Genomic DNA, 20,216 nt, shown 5'->3' with positions numbered 1-20,216 from the left:
GCGTCCGGATCCTGACAAGCTCTATCCGTCGCGGTGCGAGGAGGGATCGGGTTGAACAGCGGGGGCGCCCGCGCGGTGGCGGCCGGCGGGCCGCCTGACGCGCCCGCCGTCGGCACGCCCGGCGGTCCGGAGCGCGCGCGCAAGGCCCGCAGGTACCGGCGTCTGGTGCCCGGCGACCGCGTCGCGGTGGTCGCGCCCAGCGGTCCTGCCGAGCCCGCCCGGCTGGAGGCCGGCTGCGCGGTCCTGCGCGACCTCGGCCTTGACACCGTGGTCGGGAAGCACGCCCTCGACCAGGTCAACCTCGGTTCCGCCGAGCCGGTGCGCGGCGACTGGCACCGGCTGGCCGGAGCCGACGCCGACCGCGCCGCCGACCTCCAGGCCGCCTGGTGCGACCCGAGCGTCCGCGCGGTGGTCTGCGCGCGGGGCGGCTACGGCGCCACCCGCGTGCTCGACCTCCTCGACTGGGACGCCCTGCGCGCCGCGACCGAGGCGTCCCCGGCCTCCGGCGGGCCGAAGATCCTGCACGGCTCCAGCGACATCACCGCGCTGCACGCCGCCTTTGGAACGCGCCTGGGCGTCACGACCTCCTTCGGCCCCATGCCCGCCGGAGTGATCGCCGACCTCGATCCCGCGGCCCCCGACGACTCCCTGGACGCCCTGCGCGCGGCCCTGTTCGGCGGGGCCGCCACCCTGCCCGGCACCCGCACGCTGCGGCCCGGCCGCGCGGAGGGCCCGCTGACCGGCGGCACCCTCTCGCTCCTGACGGCGCTGCTCGGCACCCCGTACGCGCCGCCGCCCGCCGCGGGCCGCATCGTCTTCCTGGAGGACGTCACCGAGGCGCCCTACCGGGTCGACCGGATGCTCGTCCAGCTGCTCCAGGCCGGCTGGTTCGACGGCGCGGCGGGGGTGGCGCTCGGCTCCTGGAAGGACTGCGGCGACCCCGCCGAGCTCGACGCGGTGTTCGCCGCGCGGCTCGGCCCGCTCGGCGTCCCCGTCCTCGCCGGCCTCCCCGCCGGGCACGGGCCGCGCCAGCACACCCTGGAACTCGGCGCACCCGCCGTGCTGCACGCCCCGGCCCCGCCGGGCCACGACCCCGCAGATCCGCACCCCGCCGTGCCGGACACCGGCGCGCTCACCCTCGAAGCGCCCCCGGGAGGTGCGCGATGAGCGGCCGCCACGCCCGTCCCGACTCATGGGACGAGGGGACCCTCGACTCGCTGCTCGTCCTCGTGGCCGAGAGCCTCGGCTACCGGTGCAGCCGCGCGCCCGGCGAGGTCATGCTGCTGGAGGGCGCGAACCGGCTGCACGTCAGCCTGCGCGACCTGCGGCAGCTCGCCCGGCTCGTGCCGCGCGACGACTGGCCCGCGCTGGTCTCCGACCACGTCACCACGATCGTCACCGCGATCGAGGAGCCGCTGGACCTCAGCGACTTCGACCTCGCCCAGCACCTGCTGCGCACCCGCATCTACCCGGCGGAGGCCGACAACGGGGTGCTCGCGGCGCGGCCGTTCGCACCCGGACTGATCGAGGTGGTGGTGGTCGACACGCCGACCACCGTCCGGACGGTCACCACCGAGGAGATGGGCGGCTGGCCGGTGTCGGGCGACGCCCTGTTCATGCTCGGCCGCGCCAACGTCCGCGCCGACGGCCCGCTCCAGCTCGACGAGCAGGACCTCGGCGGCGTCCGCGTCTCCGTCCTGCACGGGTGGACGTTCTACGCCGTCACGCACCTGGCGTGGCTGGAGGAGTACCTGCCGATCGGCCCGTACGGGGCGCTGGTCATCGCGCCCAACCGCAGCCTCATCGTCGCGCACCCGCTCCGGATCGCCGAGGGCCATCCGAGAGCGCGCTACCGCGAGGCCGTGGCGGCGGCGACCGAGCTCCAGGCGCAGGCGCACCGCGCCTACGAGGAGGGCCCCGGGTCGCTCAGCCCGTACCTGTACTGGTGGCGGGCCGGCGAGCTGACGTGCCTGGAGACCCGCTACGAGGGCGACACGCTGGTCCTGCCGGAGGAGTTCGCCTCCGTGCTCGCGACGCTGGCTGCGGAGCGATGACGCGGATCGTCGTCGCGCCCGACTCGTTCAAGGGCAGCCTCTCCGCGGCGGAGGTCTGCGCCGCCGTCGCGGCGGGCGTCCGGCGCGCCGCGCCGGACGCGGAGGTCGCCGCGGTGCCGATGGCCGACGGCGGCGAGGGCACCCTCGACTGCTTCCTCAGCGCCCGCGGCGGCGACGCCGTCGAGGTCGCCGCCACCGACCCGGTGGGGCGTCCGGTCAAGGCGCGCTACGCGCTGTCCGGCGACGGGCGCTCCGCGGTCGTCGAACTGGCCGCGGCCTCCGGGCTGCCGCTGGTCGAGGACGTCGCGCCCGCCCCGATGGACGCCGCCACCACCGGCACCGGCGAGCTGATCGCCGACGCCGTGCGGCGCGGCGCCCGCGACGTCCTGGTCTGCATCGGCGGCAGCGCCAGCACCGACGGCGGCGCCGGGCTGCTGAGCGCGCTCGGCGTCCGGTTCCTGGACGCCGCCGGCGCGGAGCTGCCCCCGGGCGGCGCCGCGCTCGCCCGGCTGGCCTCGATCGACGACTCCGCAGTGCCGGAGGAGGTCCGCGCGACCCGGTTCCGGGTGGCCTGCGACGTGACCAACCCGCTCGTCGGGCCCGCCGGCGCGGCCGCCGTGTTCGGCCCGCAGAAGGGCGCCTCGCCCGCCCAGGTCGCGGAGCTGGACGCCGCCCTCACCGTCTTCGCCGACGCCGTGGCCGCGCGCGGCGGCCCGCGCGTCCACGACCTGCCGGGAGCGGGCGCGGCCGGCGGCACCTGCGGCGGCCTGGTCGGGCTGCTGGGCGCCGAGCCGTCGGGCGGCGCCGGCCTCGTCGCCGAGGCCGTCGGCCTGCCCGCCGCACTCGACGGCGCCGACCTGGTCGTCACGGGCGAGGGCCGCGTGGACGGGCAGAGCGCCGGCGGCAAGGTGGTGTCCGCGGTCGCGGCGCTCGCCCGGGACCGCGGCGTCCCGTGCGTCGCCCTGGCCGGCGGCGTCGCCGGGCCGCTCGACGAGCTGCACGCGCTCGGCCTGACCGCCGCGTTCAGCCTCGCCGACGGGCCCCGCACCCTGGACGAGCTGAAGGCGGGCGCCGCGCCCCTGCTCGCGGCCGTCGCCGAGCAGGCGGTGCGCCTCTTCCTCCGCTAGGGAGCCTTCCTCAGCTAGGGCACGCAGGCGGGCTCGGGTTCCGGAGCGGGCGCGGGGACGGGGGCCCGGACGGTCAACCGGGGCAGCAGGACGTGGGCCAGCGGCCCGATCGCCACGGCGTAGAGGACCGTTCCCACGCCGACGGTGCCGCCGAGCAGCCATCCGGCGGCCAGCACGGTCAGCTCGATTGCCGTCCGGACCACCCGGATCGAGTGGCCGCGCGCCGCGAGCCCCGTCATCAGCCCGTCCCGGGGGCCCGGGCCGAGGCCGGCGCCGATGTAGCAGCCGGTGGCGAAGCCGCCCACCAGCACGGCGGCGATCAGGTAGGCCCAGCGCCCGGCGAGCGCGTCCGGGGCGGGCAGCAGCCACAGGAACAGGTCGGCGAACACGCCCACGAGCACGACGTTGCTGATCGTCCCGATGCCGGGCCGCTGCCGCAGCGGGATCCACGCGAGCATCACGAGGGCGCCCGCGATGATGATCCAGGCGCCGATCGACAGGCCGAAGCGCCGGGAGAGCCCCTGGTGGAAGACGTCCCAGGGGTCGTTGCCGAGCCCGGACGCCACCTGGAGGGCGATGCCCAGCCCGTACAAGGCCAATCCAACGTAGAGCTGTACCAAGCGACGTGCCATCAAGGCCATTATCGGGATTTCCCTCCACTGGTCACCATCATCCCGCACCACTGTTACGGAAGTGGACTGGTGTCAGTAGAGCCAATGTGCGAAAGTGGCCTGTATGAGCACGCGCTACGTGAGCGGCCCGAATCTGGCCCGGCTGCTGGGGGGCGTCTCGGAGGAGCGCCCCGTCTACGCGGCGGTGGCCCGGTCGCTGCGCGCCCTCGTCCTGGACGGCAGGCTCGCGCTGCGCACGCGGCTGCCCGCCGAGCGCGACCTGGCCGCCGCCCTCGGCGTCAGCCGCACCACCGTGACGGCCGCCTACGACCGGCTCCGCGACGAGGGCTACGTCCAGAGCAGGCAGGGCGCGGGAAGCTGGACGGCGCTGCCCACGGTGCGGATGGCGTCGGCCGAGCCGCACGGAGGGCTCCGCGAGGCCTCGGGCGACGCCGTCCCCGCGGGCCACCGGTACGGCAAGGCCCACCCCGCGCCGGACGACCCCTCGTTCATCGACCTCGGCTGTGCGGCTCCCGGCGCACCCGAGATCTTCCAGGAGGCCGTCGCCGCCGCCGTCGACGAGCTGCCCCGCTACAGCTCGGGTCCGGGCTACGCGCCCGCGGGGCTCGCAGAGCTGCGGCAGGTCATCGCGGACGGCTACACCGCGCGCGGCGTCCCGACCCGCGCCGACCAGATCGTCGTGACCACGGGCGCGCAGCACGCTTTCACGCTGCTGACCCAGCTGCTGGTGGAGCCGGGCGACGCCGTGCTGGTCGAGCGCCCCACCTACCCGCACGCGCTCGGGGCGCTGCGCCGCCGCGGCGCCCGGCTCGTCCCCGTCGGGGTCAACGAGGGCTGGGACATCGAGCTCGCCGCCGGGGCCATGCGGCAGGCCGCCGTCCGGATGGCCTACCTGATCCCCGACTTCCAGAACCCGACCGGGCACCTGATGGGGCCGGGCGACCGGGCCGCGCTCGTCGACGCCGCGCGCCGCGCGGACGCGTTCCTCGTCACCGACGAGACCTTCGCCGAGCTCGCCCACGACCCCGAGGCGCCGCGCGAGCCGCCGCTCGCGGCGTTCGACTCCGGCGGCCGGGTGGTCACGATCGGGTCGGCCTCCAAGCTGCTGTGGGGCGGGCTGAGGATCGGCTGGATCCGCGCCACCGCCCCGCTGGCCCGCCGGATCGTGCTGGCCCGCGAGCCGTTCGACATGGCGAGCCCGACCCTGGACCAGCTGATCGTCAAGGAGCTGCTGCTGCGCGTGGAGGAGGTCCGCGCCGAACGCGCCGCGAGCCTGCTGCGCGGCCGCGACGCGCTCGCCGGGGCGCTGCGCGAGCACCTGCCCGGCTGGGAGTTCCGGCTCCCCGACGGGGGCATGTCGCTGTGGGCGAGGATCGGCGCCCCCATCGCCTCCCGGGTCGCCGAGGCGTCCGAGCGGCTCGGCGTCCGGGTCGTCGCCGGCCCGGTGTTCGGGGCCGACGGCGTGCTGGAGGACTACGTCCGGCTGCCGTACGTGCTCCCGCCGGACACGCTCCGCCTGGCCGTGCGGCGCCTGGCCCTCGCCCACCGGGAGGCCGAGGCGGCGCCGGCGGCCCGGCCCCTGCCCGCCTACGTCTGACGCGCCCCCGCCCGGCGGGGGCGCGCCCGAGCGGCGTCAGGGAGCGCGCTGGATGTAGTCGACGAGGTGCTCGCGCTCGCTCTCCAGCTCGTCGATGGCGCTCTTGACGACGTCGCCGATGCTGACGATGCCGGCGAGCCTGCCGTCCTCGACGACGGGCACGTGCCGGAACCGGTGCTCGGTCATGGCGCGGCGCAGGTCCTCCACCCGGTCGCCGGGCCCGCAGCTGCGGACCTCGGCCGTCATGATCTCCGAGACGGGGTGGTCGAGCAGCGCCGCGCCGTGCTCGTGCAGCCGCCGCACCACGTCCCGCTCGGAGACGATGCCGGCGATCGACGCGCCGTCGGGCGAGACCACCGCGGCGCCGATGTTGTGCTCCGCCAGGACGGCGAGGAGCTGCCGCACGGTGGCGTCGGGCCGCACCGTGGCCACCGCGTCTCCCTTCCTCCGCAGGATGTCGCGAATCCGCATGCCTCACGCTCCCGGTGCCGGTTTCGGGCCCGCGGGGCGGCGGCCGCCGGGGGCGGGGCCGCTCGCCGGGCCTTGGTCCTGCCAAAATCGCATGTTCCGGCGTCCAGCGAAACCCCCGGTCCGGGAAACGCCCCGGTCAGGTGACGGCACAAAGGCCGAATAAATGCCGTAGATCGGGAACCAAGGGGTGCATGGCGATGACGGCGCAGCGAACCATCGAAACGAACATCCCCGGGCGGCTCGACCGGCTGCCGTGGTCGCGCTGGCACTGGACGGTCCTGCTCGGTCTCGGCGCGGTCTGGATTTTGGACGGGCTGGAGGTGACAGTCGTCGGCGTCATCGGCCCGCGGCTCACCGACGCCTCCGGCGGGCTCGGGCTGACCGACGGCCAGGTCGGGCTGGCCGCGTCCGTCTACGTGATCGGGGCGTGCCTCGGCGCGCTGTTCTTCGGGCACCTGACCGACCGGTTCGGGCGCATGAAGCTCTTCATCGCCACGCTCGCGCTGTACCTGGCGGCGACCGTCGCGACGGCGTTCTCGTTCAACCCGATGTGGTTCTACGCCTGCCGGTTCCTCACGGGTGCCGGCATCGGCGGCGAGTACGCCGCCATCAACTCGGCGATCGACGAGCTGATCCCGGCGCGGGTGCGCGGCCGGGTGGACGTGGTGGTGAACGGCTCGTTCTGGATCGGCACGTCCATCGCGGCGGCGCTGTCGATCCCGGTGCTGAACGGCGACCTCGTCCCCGAGGACCTCGGCTGGCGGGCCCTGTTCGCGCTCGGCGCGGTCCTCGGCCTCGGCGTGCTGTTCGTGCGCCGGACGGTGCCGGAGAGCCCGCGCTGGCTGTTCATCCACGGGCGCGAGGACCAGGCCGAGCGCGTGGTGGGCGGCATCGAGCGCGAGATAACCGAGGAGACCGGCGAGGCGCTGGAGGAGCCCCGCGAGAGCATCCGGGTGCGCCAGCGCAAGGTCGTGTCGTTCCGGGAGATCGCCTCGACGGCCGTCCGCCGCTACCCGCGCCGGACCGTCCTCGGCCTCTCGCTGTTCATCGGGCAGGCGTTCCTCTACAACGCCGTCTACTTCACCTACGCGCTCGTGCTGAGCACGTTCTTCGACGTCCCCGACGCCAAGGTCGGCTACTACCTGATCCCGATCGGCATCGGGAACTTCCTGGGCGCGTTCTTCCTAGGCAAGCTGTTCGACACGGTCGGACGCAGAACGATGGTCACGGCCTCCTACGTCCTCTCCGGCGTGCTGCTGATCGGCACCGGGCTGCTGTTCCGCGCGGACCTGCTCGACGCCTGGACGCTGACGGCCTGCTGGTGCGCGGTGTTCTTCTTCGCCTCGGCCGGGGCGTCGTCGGCCTACCTCACGGTCAGCGAGATCTTCCCGATGGAGACCCGGGCGATGGCGATCGCGGCGTTCTACGCGGTCGGGACGGGGCTCGGCGGCGTGATCGGCCCCGCGCTGTTCGGCCGCCTGGTGGAGACCGAGAAGGTGGCGAACGTCGTGAACGGCTACTACCTGGGCGCCGCGCTGATGATCGCCGCCGGGCTGGTGGAGCTGGCCATCGGCGTCGAGGCCGCGCAGCGGTCCCTGGAGGACGTGGCCGAGCCCCTGTCGGCGGAGCAGGCCGCGGCGGCCTGACGGAGTTCCGGTCGCGCCTCCCCGCCCCGGTCAGGGGGCGAGGAGGCGCGACAGCGCGCCGAGGGCCGGGGTGAGCAGGCGTCCCGCCGGTCCGGCGTGGGCGAGGGCGGCCCGGGCCGCGTTGGCGCCGCACGCGCCGTGCACCCCGCCGCCCGGATGCGCGGACGCCGACGCCAGGTACAGGCCCGCGACCGGCGTCTCGGCGCGCCCGAGGCCGGGGACGGGCCGGAACACCAGCTGCTGGTGGAGCATCGCCGTGCCGCCGTTGAGCGCCCCGTTGCGCAGGTTGGCGTTGTGGTCCTGGAAGGCGGGCGGGGCGGTGACGCGCCGGTCGAGGACGCGGGAGCGGAAGCCGGGGGCCAGGCGTTCCACCACGTCCTCGACGCGGGCCGCCATCGCGTCGCGCTCGCGCTCGTCCCAGGCGCCCGTGATGCCGTCCGGGCCCGCGTCGGCCTTCACCCGGTGCGGGACGTGCGTGTAGGCCCACACCGACTCGGTCCCGGCGGGGGAGCGGGTGGGGTCGGCGGTCGTCATCTGGCCGAGGAGCGCGAACGGCTCGGCCGGGACGCGGCCGGTGGCGAGCTGCGCGCTGTAGTCGGTCATCGCGTCCATGCCGGGGGACAGGTGGACGGTCCCGGCGCGCCGGGCGCCGTCCGACGCCCAGGGGATCGGCCCCGACAGCGCCCAGTCGACCTTGAAGGTGGCGTGGTCCCAGACGAAGCGGCGCATGTCCGCGCGGAGCGAGGCGGGCAGGTCGGACCAGCCGACCAGGCCCCCGTAGAGGGCGGGTGCCGAGACGTCGGCGAGGACGGCCTTCGCGGCGCGCACCGGTTCGCCCGCCGCGGTGCGGACGCCGAGCGCGCGCCCGTCCCGCACGACGACGGACGCGACCGGGGTGTCGCAGCGGAGGCGCCCGCCGCGCGACTCCAGCCGCCGCACGAGCGCCGCCGTCAGCTCGCCCGCGCCGCCCTCGGGGACCGGCCACCCGTACCGCTGGCCGGCCATGGCGAGGAGCCAGCCGAACATGGCCCCGGCGGTCGACTCGGGGAACACGTCGGTGTGCAGCGCCGATCCGGCGAGCAGCAGCGGGCCGCCGGGCCCGCCGAACTCCTGCTCCCCGAGCATGCGGACGGGGGCCAGCAGGGTCCGCAGGGCGCGCAGGCCGCCCGCGCGGCGGGTCGACGCCAGCAGCGGGAGCGCGGCCCGCACCGGCGGGACCGGGCCGAGCATGGCGCGCAGGAGGTCCTCTCCCATGGCGTCCCACAGGCGCCAGAGCCGCAGCCACGCCTCGCCGTCGCCCGCGCCGAGCGCGTCCAGGCCCGCGGCGGTCGCGTCCGCGTCGCGTTCGATGACGGCGCAGCGCCCGTCGGGGAGCGGGTGGGCGAGGACGGCGGGCGCGTGCCGCCAGCGCAGCCCGTGCCGCTCCAGCTCCAGCGCCCGCATCGCGGGCGACGCGACGCCGAGCGGGTAGAACGCGCTGCACAGGTCGCTCACGTAGCCGGGCCGGACGCCCTCGTCGCTGCGCACCGCGCCGCCGGGTTCGGGCTGCGCTTCGAGGACCTCCACGTCCCACCCGGCGTCGGCGAGCATGTTGGCGGCGACGAGCCCGTTGGGCCCCGCGCCGACGACCACGGCTTCAGCCATGCGGCATCCCCTCCCGCCGGTCACCCTACGGGGACCCGGCGGCGGCGCCGCGGTCAGCCCACGTCGAGGCGGGCCAGCAGCCGCATCACGCCCGGCGCCACGCGCGACCCGAGGTAGCCCAGCCGCGCCTCCGGCGTCACCGGGACGACAGCGCGGTCGTCGCGGACGGCCGCGACGATCTGCTCGGCCACGCGGTCCGGGCCGTAGTTGCGGCGCGCGTAGGCGCGCACGACCCGTTCCCGTTTGCGCGCCTCGTCCTCCTTGCTCTGGCCGACGAAGCGGGACGTGCGGGTGATGTTGGTGTTGACGACCCCCGGGCAGACGGCGCTGACCCCGATGCCCTTGCCCTTCAGTTCGGCGCGCAGGCACTCCGACAGCATCAGCACGGCCGCCTTGCTCGTCGCGTAGGCGGGCAGCGCGCGGGACGGCGTGAACGCGGCGGCAGACGAGGTGTTGACGATGTGGCCGCCCTGCCCCCGCTCCACCATCTGCTTGGCGAAGAGCCGCGAGCCGTGGACGACGCCCCACAGGTTGACGTCCAGGACCCGGCGCCAGTCGTCGGCTCCATGCTCCAGGAACGGCCCGGCCACGCCGATCCCGGCGTTGTTGACGACGACGTCCGGCACCCCGTGCTCGTGCATGACCGACTTGGCGAAGTCCTCCATCGCGCCGCGGTCGGACACGTCCACCTGGACGGCGTGGCCCGCGGGGCCGAGGAGGCCGGCGAGTTCCGCGGTGCGCTCGGCGGCGGCCCGGTCGATGTCGGCGGCGACCACCTCGGCGCCGCGTTCGGCGAAGGCGAGCGCGGTGGCGCGGCCGATCCCGCTGCCCGCGCCGGTGACGACGACGAGCGCCCCGTCGAAGGGCCGGCGGTTCCGGGCGACCCTGGCCCGCCTGAGCGCCCGCGACTCGGCCGCGCCGAGCGGGCCGCCCTGGACGCCGGCGATGTGCTCGCCGATCCAGCGCGCGACGACGTCCGGGTGGCTGCGCGGCACCCAGTGCCCGGCCCTGACCGGCCGCAGCGACAGGTTCGGGACCCGGCCGGCCAGCCCGCCCACCAGGTGCGGCGAGACGAACAGGTCCTTCGTCGGGACGATGACCTGCGTCGGGACGTCCGTGCGCCGGTCGCGCGGGCGGCGGAGCCGCTGGAGCATGTTGGCCCGGTACAGCCCGACCCCGGCCGCGGCGTCGCGCGCCATCGTCCCGGCCGGGTGGCCGTGCCGGGGCGGGACGCCCTCGCCCAGTTCCAGCGCCTTGGCGAACGGCTTCGCCATCCCGGCCCGCCACAGCAGCTCCGGCAGCACCGGCGTCTGGAAGAAGTAGATGTACCAGGACCGGACGGCCTGCCCGGCCGCCCGCCGCAGGTTGGCGGGGGTGGGGCGCGCCAGGTTCCGGCGCGTCCAGTGCGCGACGTGGTCGAGGCACGGCCCGGAGATCGAGGTGAACGAGGCGAAGCGGTCCGGCATCGTGCAGGCCGCCTCCCACGACTGGATCGAGCCCCAGTCGTGCCCCACCAGGTGCACCTTGCGCTCGGGCGCGGTCGCGTCCAGGACGGCCTCCATGTCGGCCATCAGGTACTCGAACGTGTAGCGCCTGCGCCCGGACGGCCGGGACGAGGCGCCCGCGCCGCGCACGTCGTACCGGACGACGTGGAACCGGACGGCGAGCCGCGCGGCCACCTCGTCCCACACGGCGTGGGTGTCGGGGTAGCCGTGGACCAGCAGGACGGTCGGGCGGGACCGGTCGCCCTGCTCGTAGACGGCGAGGTCGACGCCGTCGCCGCGGACGCGCCGCCGGGTGACGGGTGGGGCGGGCTGAGTCATGCGGTCGTCGTCTCCCGTCGGGCCCACCGGTGCACGTGGGGCAGGTCGTCGTCGAGCCAGTACGCGTCGTCCTCGGTGACCACGAGGATCTCCTCGAACTTCACGCCGACGCCGCGGAACCCGATGTGGGGCTCGACCGCCCACAGCCCGGGCGTCGGGGGGTGCTGGGACTGCGCGGCCCCGTTCCAGAGCGGGGAGCGCCCCTCCAGGCGCTCCTTGACCAGTTCGCGGCCGATGGTCTGGAGGAACCGTACACCGAATGGGAATCCCACGCGCTTCGGGAGGATCCCGCCGATGACGCCGACCTGGTGGCCGATGACGCGACCCGGATACCGGCGGTGCCGGCTGTCATGGCCCTGCCGCTCGATGAGGGCGTCGACCTCGGCGTAGACGTCGGCGAACGTGCGGCGCTCGCGGACGAGGCGGAGGATGAGGTCCCGGTAGCCGGCGAGGTCGGCGTCGAGCCTCTCCCAGATCCTGTTCTCGCCGAGCACGCCCCCGTACCCGATGTCGGCGGAGTAGCCGTCCCTCACCGGGGCCATGTCCAGGATGTAGGGCATGCCCTCCTCCAGGCGCGTCCCGCCGGGCAGGAACTGGGTGGGCACCTTGAAGCCGCGGAACGCCGACCGGTCGCCGAACCAGGCGAACGGGGTGTGGAGCCAGTCGTCCACGCCGCGCTCGCGCAGCCACCGCCGCATGCGGCGGCACGCCTCCCGCTCGGTCACCCCCGGTTCGAGCGTGCGGGCGACCTCCTCGGCGCACCGGTAGCTCAGGCGCTGGACGGCACGGAACCGCTCGAGCTCCGCCTCGTCGTGCACGCGGGCGAGCGCGGTTTTATTGGACACGTCGTTAATAAATCGCCGATCCGCGTCCGGGTCAAGGGCTCGCGGAGTGATGCCCGCCACCGCGCGGAAGCGGATGGCGCGACGGCGCGGGGCCCGGGGAGGGGAGGTCTAGTAGGGGTCGTAGCCCGCGGCCTTCGCGGCCGGCGACTGGAGGAGGTACTCCAGCGCGCGGGGCGTGGAGCACACCTTCGACGGGTGGTGGTTCGGCTTGAGGTAGACGGGCGCCTCGCCGAGCAGGAGCCTGAAGATGCCGGGCACGTGGCCGAGCCGGACGGACCGCCGGTAGGAGCGGTAGACGCGCAGCGGGGTCACCCGCTTCTTGATCGTCGGGTCCTGCTTGAGCAGGTAGAGCGAGCCGCCGATCAGCGCCCAGTAGAGGAAGAACAGCGACACCACCCACGCCGCGACGCGGGTCGGGTACCGGCCGCCCATGGCCTTGTAAACGTCGAACACCACCGAGCGGTGCTCGACCTCCTCGGCGCCGTGCCAGCGCAGCAGGTCCAGCATCGTCGGGTCCACGCCGGCCTTGTCGAGCCGGTCGTTGTCCATGATCCACTGGCCGAGCACGGCGGTGTAGTGCTCGATCGAGGCGACCGCGGCCAGCTCGAAGCGCAGCCTGCGCCGCCAGGCCCGCGGGTTGCGCTCCTTCAGCGCCGCCATCTGCGCGGGGCGCTCGGCGTTCCCCCGGCCCGCGGCGTCGGTGATCTTGGAGACGTCGATCCCGTTGCGCTTCAGGATCTGGTCGAGGACGCCCTGGTGGGAGCGGGCGTGCACCATCTCCTGCCCGATGAAGCCCTTGATCTCCTCCTGCAGCCGCTCGTCCCGGATGTGCGGGCGGGCGTCCTTGACGCACTGGATGAACCACTTCTCGCCCTCGGGCAGGACGATGTGGAACGAGTTGATGATGTGGGTGGCGACCGGGTCGCCCGGCACCCAGTGCAGCGGGGTCCCCGACCAGTCGAAGGCGACGCGCCGCGGCTTGATCGGCGGATGGCGCTCGTCGATGGGCGCCGCTCCGCCGCTCACCTGGGGCCTCGTCATTCGGTCCTCGCCTTCCACGCGTCCGGGCCGGGCGCGGCGTGCCCCCGATGCCGCGGTGGTCATTGGCAGAGCAGTCAACTCCTGCGAGGCCCGTGGTTTCTTGAGGCGAAGCCAACAAGTTACCGCTTGGTTTTCGGTCCTTTATGACAAGTGGCGCCGCTCACAGGGCGATACGCTGCGCCCCGGTGTAGACGTTCATGGTCTCGCCGCGCAGGAAGCCCACGAGCGTCATCCCGGCGTCCTCGGCGAGGTCCACCGCCAGCGAGGACGGCGCCGACACCGCCGCCAGCACCGGCACGCCCGCCGTCATCGCCTTCTGCGTCAGCTCGAACGACGCCCGCCCGCTCACCATGAGGACCGTCCCGGTCAGCGGCAGCCGCTCCTGCCGCAGGGCCCACCCGATCACCTTGTCGACGGCGTTGTGGCGGCCGACGTCCTCGCGCAGGGCGAGGAGCCCGCCGGCGGCGTCGAACAGCCCGGCGGCGTGCAGGCCGCCCGTCCGGTCGAACACCCGCTGCCCGCCGCGCAGCCGCTCCGGCATGGCCGCCAGCACGTCCGGCGTGAGCCGCACCGCGTCCTCGGCCACCTCGTAGGGCCGGTCGGCGCGCAGCGCCTCGATGCTCGACTTCCCGCACACCCCGCAGGCGCTGGTCGTGGCGAACGCCCGCGTCATGGAGTCGTCCGGCGGCGGCACTCCCGGGGACAGCACGACGTCCAGCGTGTTCTGCTCCTCGGTGTCCGCGCAGTACCGCATCGTCGCGATGTCGCCGGCCCGCCCGACCACGCCCTCGGCCGCCAGGAACCCGGCGACCAGGTCGAAGTCGTGCCCGGGGGTGCGCATCGTGATCGTGAGCGGCTTGCCGGCGACGCGGATCTCCAGCGGCTCCTCCGCCGCCAGCGTGTCGGGCCGCCGCACCTGCGTCCCGGACGCGCTCAGCCGCAGTACGGGCCTGCGCACGGTGATCCGCCCCATGACCGTTGACGGTACCCCGGGAAACCGTCCCAAACGAGTGGCGGGCGGGCCCCGCCCGCTAGTCGGGCACTCCGCGGGGCCTGGGCGCCCGCCATCCCTGGCGCATGGCGAGGACGCGCAGCCCGAACGCCGCCACGGCGGCGCCCGCGGTGACGGCGCCGCCGTGCAGGCCCGCGGCGTCCGCCGCGGCGGTCGCCGTGGCGCCGAGCAGCGCGGGCACCGCGTAGAGCTGCCGGTCGTACAGCACCGCCGGGATCCGCCCGGCCAGCACGTCGCGCAGGATGCCGCCGCCCACCGCCGTCACGATCCCGAGCAGCACCGCGTGCACCGGCGAGAGCCCGTACTCCAGCGCCTTGACCGTCCCGGTCGCGCAGAACAGCCCGAGCCCGGCGGCGTCGAACAGCAGCACGGCGGGCAGCAGCCGCGTCACCTGCGGATGCCAGAAGAACACCAGCGCCGACGCCGCCATCGGCACCAGCACGTACCCGAGGTCGGTGAACGCCGCGGGCGGGACGGCCCCGATGAGCAGGTCGCGCAGGATCCCGCCGCCGAGCGCGGTGATCTCGGCCAGCACCACCATCCCGACGACGTCCAGCCGCTGCCGGACGGCCGCGAGCGCGCCCGACACCGCGAACACGAAGATCCCTGCGAGGTCCAGCAGCCACGCGACCCCGTGGCCGCTCACTCGTCCCGGTCCCTCCGGTCGATGTTCCAGTTCGCCACCACCGCCGCGAACGGCGGGATGACCAGCGCGACCACCGACATCGCGATCGCGGCCGGGTGCGAGTACAGCCGGACCACCGCCCAGGCCAGCACGAACAGGGTGAGGCAGGTGCCCATCATGATCCCGTAGGCCAGCTTGCGACGCCTCATGCCCTCACGTTACGACGCCCCGCCCTCCGCGCCCCGCCCGAGGGCGGGGTGGCGGAGGCGTACGGGAATCGAACCCGCCGTCCCGAGATCCTCGGGACCGTCGGCTTTGAAGGCCGGGGAGGCCACCAGGCACTCGCACGCCTCCGGCGGCGATCTTAGCCGAGGTAGAGGGAGTCGAGGTCGGCGGCGTACTTGGTGTGCACGACGCGCCGCTTCAGCTTGAGGGTCGGGGTGAGCTCCTCGCTCTCGGCGGTCCACTCGGCGGTGAGCAGCCGCCACCTCTTGACCTGCTGGACGCGGGCGAGCCGGGCGTTGGCGTCCTCGACGGCCCGGGCGACCTCCTCCAGGACGAGGGGGTGGTCGGCGAGCGCGGCGAGGTCGGTGGTGTCGATGCCGTGGGCCGCCGCCCAGACGGGCGCGACCTCGCCGTCGAGGGTGATGAGCGCGACGACGTAGGGGCGGCGGTCGCCGAAGGCGAGCGCCTGGCCGATGAGCGGGTGCTCCTTGAGCCGGTTCTCGACCAGGGACGGCGCGATGTTCTCGCCGCCGGCGGTGATGATCAGTTCCTTCTTGCGGTCGACGACGGTGAGGAAGCCGTCGGCGTCGAGGCGGCCGACGTCGCCGGTGTGCACCCAGCCGTCGGCGTCGATGAGGTCGGCGGTGGCGTCGGGGCGGTTCAGGTAGCCGGGGGTGCAGGTCGCGCCGCGGACGAGGATCTCGCCGTCCTCAGCGAGCTTCAGCTCGACGCCGGGGAAGGGGCGGCCGACGGTGCCGAGCTTGAAGGAGTCGGCCAGGTTGGCGGTGATGGCGCCGGTCGTCTCCGTCATCCCGTAGGCGTCGAAGATCTTCAGGCCGAGGCCGGCGAAGAACCGGGCCACCTCCACCGGCAGCGGCGCGGCGGCGCTGGAGGCCTGGCGGACGCGGTCCAGGCCGAGCAGGGCGCGCATCGGGGTGAGGACGGCCTGGTCGGCGCGCTCGAAGGCCTCGGCGATCTCCGGGGTGAGGGCGTTGCCGTGCTCCTGCGCCGTCACGTGGGCGCGGCCGGCGTCGAGGGCGGCGGCGACCGCCCGCTTCCTGGCCTCGTCCTGCTCGGCCGACAGCACGGCCTGGATGCCGGCCATGATCTTCTCCCAGACGCGCGGGACGCCGAAGAAGGAGTGCGGCCGCACCTCGCCGAGGATCGTCGTCAGCTGGGCCGGGTCGGGGCAGAAGTGGACGTGGGAGGCCAGCCGGACCGGCAGGTAGTAGCTGAGCACGCGGTCGGCGATGTGCGCGAACGGCAGGTAGGAGATGCCGGCCGGGTGCTCGGGCAGGACGGAGCTGCGCTCGACCATCTCCGCCTCGTGCAGCACCATCGAGTGCGTGATCAGCACGCCCTTGGGGTCGCCGGTGGTGCCGGAGGTGTAGAGCAGGGTGACGGTGTCCTCGGGACTGACCGCCTGCCAGCGCCGGTCGATCGCGAGCGGGTCGGCGGCCAGCTCCCGGCGGCCGAGCTCGGTGAAGGCGTCCCAGGTGAGGAAGCGGTCGCCGGGCGGGCAGGCCTCGGCGTCCACCACGATGATCTTGCGGAGGTCGGGGAGGCGGTCCAGGACGGGCAGCCAGCGGCCGAGCTGGTCGATCCCGTCCAGCACGGCGTACTTCGCCGAGCAGTGGCCGGCCACGAACGCGACCTGGTCGGGCGCGAGCGTCGCGTACACGGTGGTGGGGACCCCGCCGGCGTGCACCGCGCCGAGGTCGGCCAGGACGTGCTCGGAGCGGTTCGGCATCATCAGCGCGACGACCTCGCCCGGCTCCAGACCGAGGGCGGCGAACCCGGCGGCCGTCTCCAGCGCGCGGGTCCTCGTGTCCGCCCAGGTGAGGGTCCGCCACCCGCCGCCGGTCCGGTCGGAGTAGGCGGGCCTGCCGCCGTGCCGTGCGGCGGTCGCGGCGAGGGCGGTGCAGATCGTCTGCCCCGCGACGGCCCGGTCGAGGTCGGCCCGCTGTTCCTGGATCCCCATGTCGCCCCTCGTGGTCGTTGTGAGCCTAGTAAGTGATGACTTGCAGAGGGGAGATCGCATCATGCCGAACCGGGTTCGGACAAGGGTTTCGGGGGCTTTTCCCCGCTGGTCGCGGGGTCCGGTGGGCGATCGGTGACCGGGCGCGTACCGTCCGTTTGTTGATCATTTGAGGTAGTTGTGCGTTAAATTCTGCGGTGACCCGACTCGCCCCCGTGGCCCGCCTGACGCAGTACGCGCGCGGCGGCGGCTCGTGCAAGCTCCCGCCGGGGGAGCTGGAGCGGGTCGTGGCCGGCCTCACCGGCGGCGGCGACGCGCTCCTCGTCGGCGGCCCCGACGGCGACGACGCCGCCGTGCTGCGGATCGAGGGCGGCCGGGCCGTGGTGTCGGCCGCCGACTTCTTCACCCCCGTCGTCGACGACGCCTACGACTGGGGCCGCATCGCGGCCGCCAACGCGCTCTCGGACGTGTACGCCGTCGGCGGCGAGCCGCTGATGGCCCTCAACCTGCTCGGCTGGCCCGCCGACGCGCTGCCCGCCGAACTGGCCCGCGAGGTGCTGCGCGGCGGCCGGGACATGGCGGCCCGCGCCGGCGTCGCGATCGCCGGCGGGCACACCATCGACGACCCCGAGCCGAAGTACGGCCTCGCGGTCACCGGCGTCGCCGACCCGGACCGGCTGCTGCGGCTCGACGCGGGCCGCCCCGGCGTCCCGCTCACGCTGACCAAGCCGCTCGGCGTCGGCGTCCTCAACGCCCGGCACCGGGCGACCGGCGAGGTGTTCGCGCACGCGGTCGCGGCCATGACGGAGCTGAACGCGGCGGCGGGCCGGGCCGCCCTCGACGGCGGCGCCGCCTGCGCCACCGGCGTCGCCGGCTCCGGGCTGCTCGGCCACCTGTACAAGCTGGCGCGGGCGAGCGGCGTCACCGCCGTCGTGGACTCCTCCGCCGTCCCCTATCTGGACGGCGCGCGCGCCGCGGTGCGGGACGGGTTCGTGCCCGGCGGCACCCGCCGCAACCTCAGATGGGTGTCCCCGCACACCGACTTCCGCCGGATCGCCGAGGAGGAGCGGCTCCTGCTCGCCGACGCGCAGACCTCCGGCGGGCTGCTGGTCGCCGGGGAGATCCCCGGCGCGCCCGTCATCGGGGAGCTCGTCGGCCGGGGGCGCCACACCCTCGTCATCCGCTGACCCTCCGCCGGGCGCCGCCCCGTGTCACCGATCAAGGACGCGGGTAGGTTCCCGGCAGGCCCCACGGGGACGGGGGAGGCGAGGCATGACCATCGGGGGACTCGTGGCCGCCGTCGTCCTGGGCGCGGCCATCGGAATCCTGAGCAGGCTCGCGCTGCGGGGCCGCAGGCGCATGCCCGGATGGCTGCTGACCACGGTCGGCGTCGTCGCGGCGTTCGCGGGGACGGGCCTGGTGCACCTGTCCGACCTCGGCAACGGCGGCTGGAACGTGTGGGAGGCGCTGTTCCAGATCGTCCTGCCGGTGGCCGCCGTCCTCCTGGTGGCGGCGTTCTGGCCCAAGCGCAGGGCCGCCCCCCGCGACACCGACCGCCGCCCCCCGGAAGGGCCCTAGGGCCGGCGCAGGACCGGGCGCAGGCCGTCCAGGACCTCGGGGTCCTCGATCGTGGACGGGACGGACACCTCCTGCCCGTCCGCGATGCCCCGCATCACGCCGCGCAGGATCTTGCCCGACCGCGTCTTCGGCAGCGCGGGCACGACGGAGATCTCCTTGAGCGCGGCCACCGGCCCGACCTGCTCGCGCACCATCGCGACCAACTCGGCGCACACCTCCTCGGGCTCGGCCAGGACGCCGCTCTTGAGCACGACGAGCCCGCGCGGCACCTGCCCCTTCAGCGCGTCCTGGACGCCGATGACCGCGCACTCGGCGACGGCCGGATGGGCGGAGATGACCTCCTCCATCGTCCCGGTGGACAGCCGGTGCCCGGCGACGTTGATCACGTCGTCGGTGCGGCCCATCACCCAGACGTAGCCGTCCTCGTCGATGTGCCCGCCGTCGCCGGTCAGGTAGTGGCCGGGGTACTTCGTCAGGTACGACTCGACGAACCGCTCGTCGTCCTGCCACAGCGTGGGCAGCGTGCCCGGCGGCAGCGGCAGCCGGATCGCGATGTCGCCGTCGGCGCCCGGCGGGACGGGCGAGCCGTCCGGACCGAGGATCCGCACGTCGTACCCGGGGACCGGCACCGACGGGGACCCCGCCTTCACCGGCATCGGCTCCAGCCCGCGCAGGTTCGCCACGATCGGCCAGCCGGTCTCGGTCTGCCACCAGTGGTCGACGACCGGCCGGTCCAGGACGCGCGAGGCCCACCGGTAGGTGTCGGGGTCGAGGCGCTCGCCGGCGAGGAAGAGCGCGTTCAGGGCGGACAGGTCGTGCCCGGCGAGCAGCGCGCCCTCGGGGTCCTCCTTCTTGATCGCCCGGATCGCGGTCGGCGCGGTGAACAGCGCCTTGACCCGGTGCTGCGCGGCGACCCGCCAGAACGCGCCCGCGTCCGGCGTCCCGACCGGCTTGCCCTCGTACAGCACGGTCGCGCACCCGGTGAGCAGCGGCGCGTACACGATGTAGGAGTGCCCGACGACCCAGCCGACGTCGGACGCCGCCCAGAAGACGTCGCCCGGCCCCACGTCGAAGACGTTCTCCATCGACCAGCGCAGCGCCACCGCGTGGCCGCCGTTGTCGCGGACGACGCCCTTCGGCCGCCCGGTCGTGCCCGAGGTGTAGAGGATGTAGAGCGGGTCGGTGGCGGCGACCGGCACGCACCCGGCGGGCTCGGCGGCCGCGACCGCCTCGTCCCACTCCACGTCCCGCGGCCGGACGAGGTCGGCGTGCAGCTGCTCGCGCTGCCGGATCACGCACCGCTCGACCTTGTGCCGGGCGAGCTCCAGCGCCCGGTCCAGCAGCGGCTTGTAGGGGACGATCCGGCCCCCCTCGATGCCGCAGGACGCCGACACGACCGCCTTCGGGCGGGCGTCGTCGATGCGGACCGCCAGCTCCCGCGCCGCGAACCCGCCGAAGACCACCGAGTGCACCGCGCCGAGCCGCGCGCACGCCAGCATCGCGATGACCGCCTCGGGCACCATCGGCAGGTAGATGACGACGCGGTCGCCGCGTTCGACGCCCTGCGCCCGCAGCGCTCCGGCGAACCGCGCGACGAGCCCGGTCAGCTCCCGGTAGGTGTAGGTCCGCACGGTCCCGGTGACGGGGCTGTCGTAGATGAGCGCGGCCTGCTCGCCGCGGCCCTCCTCGACATGCCGGTCCAGCGCGTTGTCGCAGGTGTTGAGCTCACCGCCGGTGAACCACCGGTAGAAGGGCGGCGCCCCGTCGTCCAGCACCCGGTCGGGGGGCACGAGCCACCGGACGTCCCGCGCCGCCAGCCCCCAGAAGCGGGTCGGATCGGCGATGCTGCGTTCGTACGCGGCCGCGTAGGCGCCCATGTCGTCCTCCCGGTGACGGGTCCCTGGCCCGGATCTGCGCG

18 protein-coding genes and 1 tRNA gene are annotated in these 20,216 nt (G+C 74.9%); 7 read left to right on the top strand and 12 right to left on the bottom strand.

Translation table 11 applies throughout. From position 1 onward, the window contains the following. The first annotated feature begins 51 nt into the window (after nt 1-51). The 3 genes from AB0C21_RS19195 to AB0C21_RS19185 are packed head-to-tail and all read left to right on the top strand — an operon-like array spanning nt 52 to nt 3,181. The gene (locus tag AB0C21_RS19195) at nt 52-1,167 is read left to right on the top strand and encodes a S66 peptidase family protein (protein ID WP_500205679.1); all 1,116 of its coding nucleotides are present in this window, start codon (nt 52-54) and stop codon (nt 1,165-1,167) included. Further along, the gene (locus tag AB0C21_RS19190) at nt 1,164-2,054 is read left to right on the top strand and encodes a hypothetical protein (protein ID WP_500205677.1); all 891 of its coding nucleotides are present in this window, start codon (nt 1,164-1,166) and stop codon (nt 2,052-2,054) included. The genes AB0C21_RS19195 and AB0C21_RS19190 overlap by 4 nt, the downstream gene beginning before the upstream one ends. Next, nucleotides 2,051-3,181 (top strand): glycerate kinase, encoded by a 1,131-nt coding sequence (locus tag AB0C21_RS19185; RefSeq protein ID WP_500205676.1) that lies wholly within the window; start codon nt 2,051-2,053, stop codon nt 3,179-3,181. The genes AB0C21_RS19190 and AB0C21_RS19185 overlap by 4 nt, the downstream gene beginning before the upstream one ends. Before the next feature lie 14 nt (nt 3,182-3,195). Here AB0C21_RS19185 and yczE read toward each other — a convergent pair whose 3' ends face one another. Beyond that, the gene (yczE, locus tag AB0C21_RS19180) at nt 3,196-3,822 is read right to left on the bottom strand and encodes a membrane protein YczE (protein WP_500205674.1); all 627 of its coding nucleotides are present in this window, start codon (nt 3,820-3,822) and stop codon (nt 3,196-3,198) included. A 94-nt stretch (nt 3,823-3,916) separates the two neighbouring features. Here yczE and yczR point away from each other — a divergent pair, with 94 nt between their 5' ends. Next, complete coding sequence (yczR, locus tag AB0C21_RS19175) at nt 3,917-5,410, top strand: MocR-like transcription factor YczR (RefSeq protein WP_500205672.1); 1,494 nt, start codon at nt 3,917-3,919, stop codon at nt 5,408-5,410. A gap of 36 nt (nt 5,411-5,446) precedes the next feature. On the opposite strand, the gene AB0C21_RS19170 is transcribed toward yczR, so the two are convergent. Then, nucleotides 5,447-5,881: a CBS domain-containing protein gene (locus tag AB0C21_RS19170; RefSeq protein WP_500205671.1), complete on the bottom strand. Its 435-nt coding sequence runs from the start codon at nt 5,879-5,881 to the stop codon at nt 5,447-5,449. A gap of 197 nt (nt 5,882-6,078) precedes the next feature. Here AB0C21_RS19170 and AB0C21_RS19165 point away from each other — a divergent pair, with 197 nt between their 5' ends. Next, nucleotides 6,079-7,527 (top strand): MFS transporter, encoded by a 1,449-nt coding sequence (locus tag AB0C21_RS19165; RefSeq protein WP_500205670.1) that lies wholly within the window; start codon nt 6,079-6,081, stop codon nt 7,525-7,527. Nucleotides 7,528-7,557: 30 nt separating this feature from the next. Here the strand turns inward: AB0C21_RS19165 and AB0C21_RS19160 are convergent, their stop codons facing one another. From AB0C21_RS19160 to AB0C21_RS19120, 9 genes are all read right to left on the bottom strand, one after another. Further along, on the bottom strand, nt 7,558-9,171 hold the full coding sequence (locus AB0C21_RS19160; RefSeq protein WP_500205668.1) for a phytoene desaturase family protein: 1,614 nt from the start codon (nt 9,169-9,171) through the stop codon (nt 7,558-7,560). A 53-nt stretch (nt 9,172-9,224) separates the two neighbouring features. Continuing rightward, a complete protein-coding gene (locus AB0C21_RS19155; RefSeq protein WP_500205666.1) occupies nt 9,225-10,994 on the bottom strand; it encodes an SDR family oxidoreductase in 1,770 nt (589 codons plus the stop codon). Then, nucleotides 10,991-11,839: a M24 family metallopeptidase gene (locus tag AB0C21_RS19150; protein ID WP_500205665.1), complete on the bottom strand. Its 849-nt coding sequence runs from the start codon at nt 11,837-11,839 to the stop codon at nt 10,991-10,993. The genes AB0C21_RS19155 and AB0C21_RS19150 overlap by 4 nt, the downstream gene beginning before the upstream one ends. A 108-nt stretch (nt 11,840-11,947) precedes the next feature. After that, a complete protein-coding gene (locus tag AB0C21_RS19145; RefSeq protein WP_500205663.1) occupies nt 11,948-12,880 on the bottom strand; it encodes a metal-dependent hydrolase in 933 nt (310 codons plus the stop codon). Between the two features lie 160 nt (nt 12,881-13,040). After that, complete coding sequence (fdhD, locus tag AB0C21_RS19140; protein WP_500205661.1) at nt 13,041-13,853, bottom strand: formate dehydrogenase accessory sulfurtransferase FdhD; 813 nt, start codon at nt 13,851-13,853, stop codon at nt 13,041-13,043. Nucleotides 13,854-13,911: 58 nt separating this feature from the next. Then, entirely contained in the window at nt 13,912-14,538 is a 627-nt protein-coding gene (locus AB0C21_RS19135) for a trimeric intracellular cation channel family protein (protein ID WP_500205660.1), read from the bottom strand. Further along, on the bottom strand, nt 14,535-14,726 hold the full coding sequence (locus AB0C21_RS19130; protein WP_149258210.1) for a DUF3099 domain-containing protein: 192 nt from the start codon (nt 14,724-14,726) through the stop codon (nt 14,535-14,537). The genes AB0C21_RS19135 and AB0C21_RS19130 overlap by 4 nt, the downstream gene beginning before the upstream one ends. A gap of 49 nt (nt 14,727-14,775) precedes the next feature. Then, nucleotides 14,776-14,871: transfer RNA gene (locus AB0C21_RS19125), tRNA-Sec, on the bottom strand. Nucleotides 14,872-14,881: 10 nt separating this feature from the next. Continuing rightward, nucleotides 14,882-16,723, bottom strand: coding sequence for an AMP-dependent synthetase/ligase (locus AB0C21_RS19120; RefSeq protein ID WP_500205658.1), 1,842 nt, complete (start codon nt 16,721-16,723; stop codon nt 14,882-14,884). 194 nt (nt 16,724-16,917) lie between these two features. Here AB0C21_RS19120 and selD point away from each other — a divergent pair, with 194 nt between their 5' ends. Both selD and AB0C21_RS19110 read left to right on the top strand, forming a co-directional pair. Further along, entirely contained in the window at nt 16,918-17,907 is a 990-nt protein-coding gene (gene selD, locus AB0C21_RS19115) for a selenide, water dikinase SelD (RefSeq protein ID WP_149258212.1), read from the top strand. An 85-nt stretch (nt 17,908-17,992) separates the two neighbouring features. Then, complete coding sequence (locus AB0C21_RS19110; protein WP_500205657.1) at nt 17,993-18,298, top strand: GlsB/YeaQ/YmgE family stress response membrane protein; 306 nt, start codon at nt 17,993-17,995, stop codon at nt 18,296-18,298. Here the strand turns inward: AB0C21_RS19110 and AB0C21_RS19105 are convergent. Next, a complete protein-coding gene (locus AB0C21_RS19105; protein ID WP_500205655.1) occupies nt 18,295-20,175 on the bottom strand; it encodes a propionyl-CoA synthetase in 1,881 nt (626 codons plus the stop codon). The genes AB0C21_RS19110 and AB0C21_RS19105 overlap by 4 nt on opposite strands. Nucleotides 20,176-20,216: the final 41 nt, after the last annotated feature.

The sequence above is a fragment of the Spirillospora sp. NPDC049024 genome, assembly GCF_040649235.1.
In the GTDB taxonomy this organism is placed as follows: Bacteria; Actinomycetota; Actinomycetes; order Streptosporangiales; family Streptosporangiaceae; genus Spirillospora.
The sequence above is the reverse complement of the archived record's forward strand: the minus strand, read 5'-3'. Positions and strand labels throughout refer to the sequence as shown.

Coding starts and splice junctions, on each gene's coding strand:
- AB0C21_RS19190 (WP_500205677.1), top strand. CDS start 1,164: ATGAGCGGCCGCCACGCCCGTCCCGACTCATGGGACGAGGGGACCCTC.
- AB0C21_RS19185 (WP_500205676.1), top strand. CDS start 2,051: ATGACGCGGATCGTCGTCGCGCCCGACTCGTTCAAGGGCAGCCTCTCC.
- yczE (WP_500205674.1), bottom strand. CDS start 3,822: ATGGCCTTGATGGCACGTCGCTTGGTACAGCTCTACGTTGGATTGGCC.
- yczR (WP_500205672.1), top strand. CDS start 3,917: ATGAGCACGCGCTACGTGAGCGGCCCGAATCTGGCCCGGCTGCTGGGG.
- AB0C21_RS19170 (WP_500205671.1), bottom strand. CDS start 5,881: ATGCGGATTCGCGACATCCTGCGGAGGAAGGGAGACGCGGTGGCCACG.
- AB0C21_RS19165 (WP_500205670.1), top strand. CDS start 6,079: ATGACGGCGCAGCGAACCATCGAAACGAACATCCCCGGGCGGCTCGAC.
- AB0C21_RS19160 (WP_500205668.1), bottom strand. CDS start 9,171: ATGGCTGAAGCCGTGGTCGTCGGCGCGGGGCCCAACGGGCTCGTCGCC.
- AB0C21_RS19155 (WP_500205666.1), bottom strand. CDS start 10,994: ATGACTCAGCCCGCCCCACCCGTCACCCGGCGGCGCGTCCGCGGCGAC.
- AB0C21_RS19145 (WP_500205663.1), bottom strand. CDS start 12,880: ATGACGAGGCCCCAGGTGAGCGGCGGAGCGGCGCCCATCGACGAGCGC.
- fdhD (WP_500205661.1), bottom strand. CDS start 13,853: ATGGGGCGGATCACCGTGCGCAGGCCCGTACTGCGGCTGAGCGCGTCC.
- AB0C21_RS19130 (WP_149258210.1), bottom strand. CDS start 14,726: ATGAGGCGTCGCAAGCTGGCCTACGGGATCATGATGGGCACCTGCCTC.
- AB0C21_RS19120 (WP_500205658.1), bottom strand. CDS start 16,723: ATGGGGATCCAGGAACAGCGGGCCGACCTCGACCGGGCCGTCGCGGGG.
- AB0C21_RS19110 (WP_500205657.1), top strand. CDS start 17,993: ATGACCATCGGGGGACTCGTGGCCGCCGTCGTCCTGGGCGCGGCCATC.
- AB0C21_RS19105 (WP_500205655.1), bottom strand. CDS start 20,175: ATGGGCGCCTACGCGGCCGCGTACGAACGCAGCATCGCCGATCCGACC.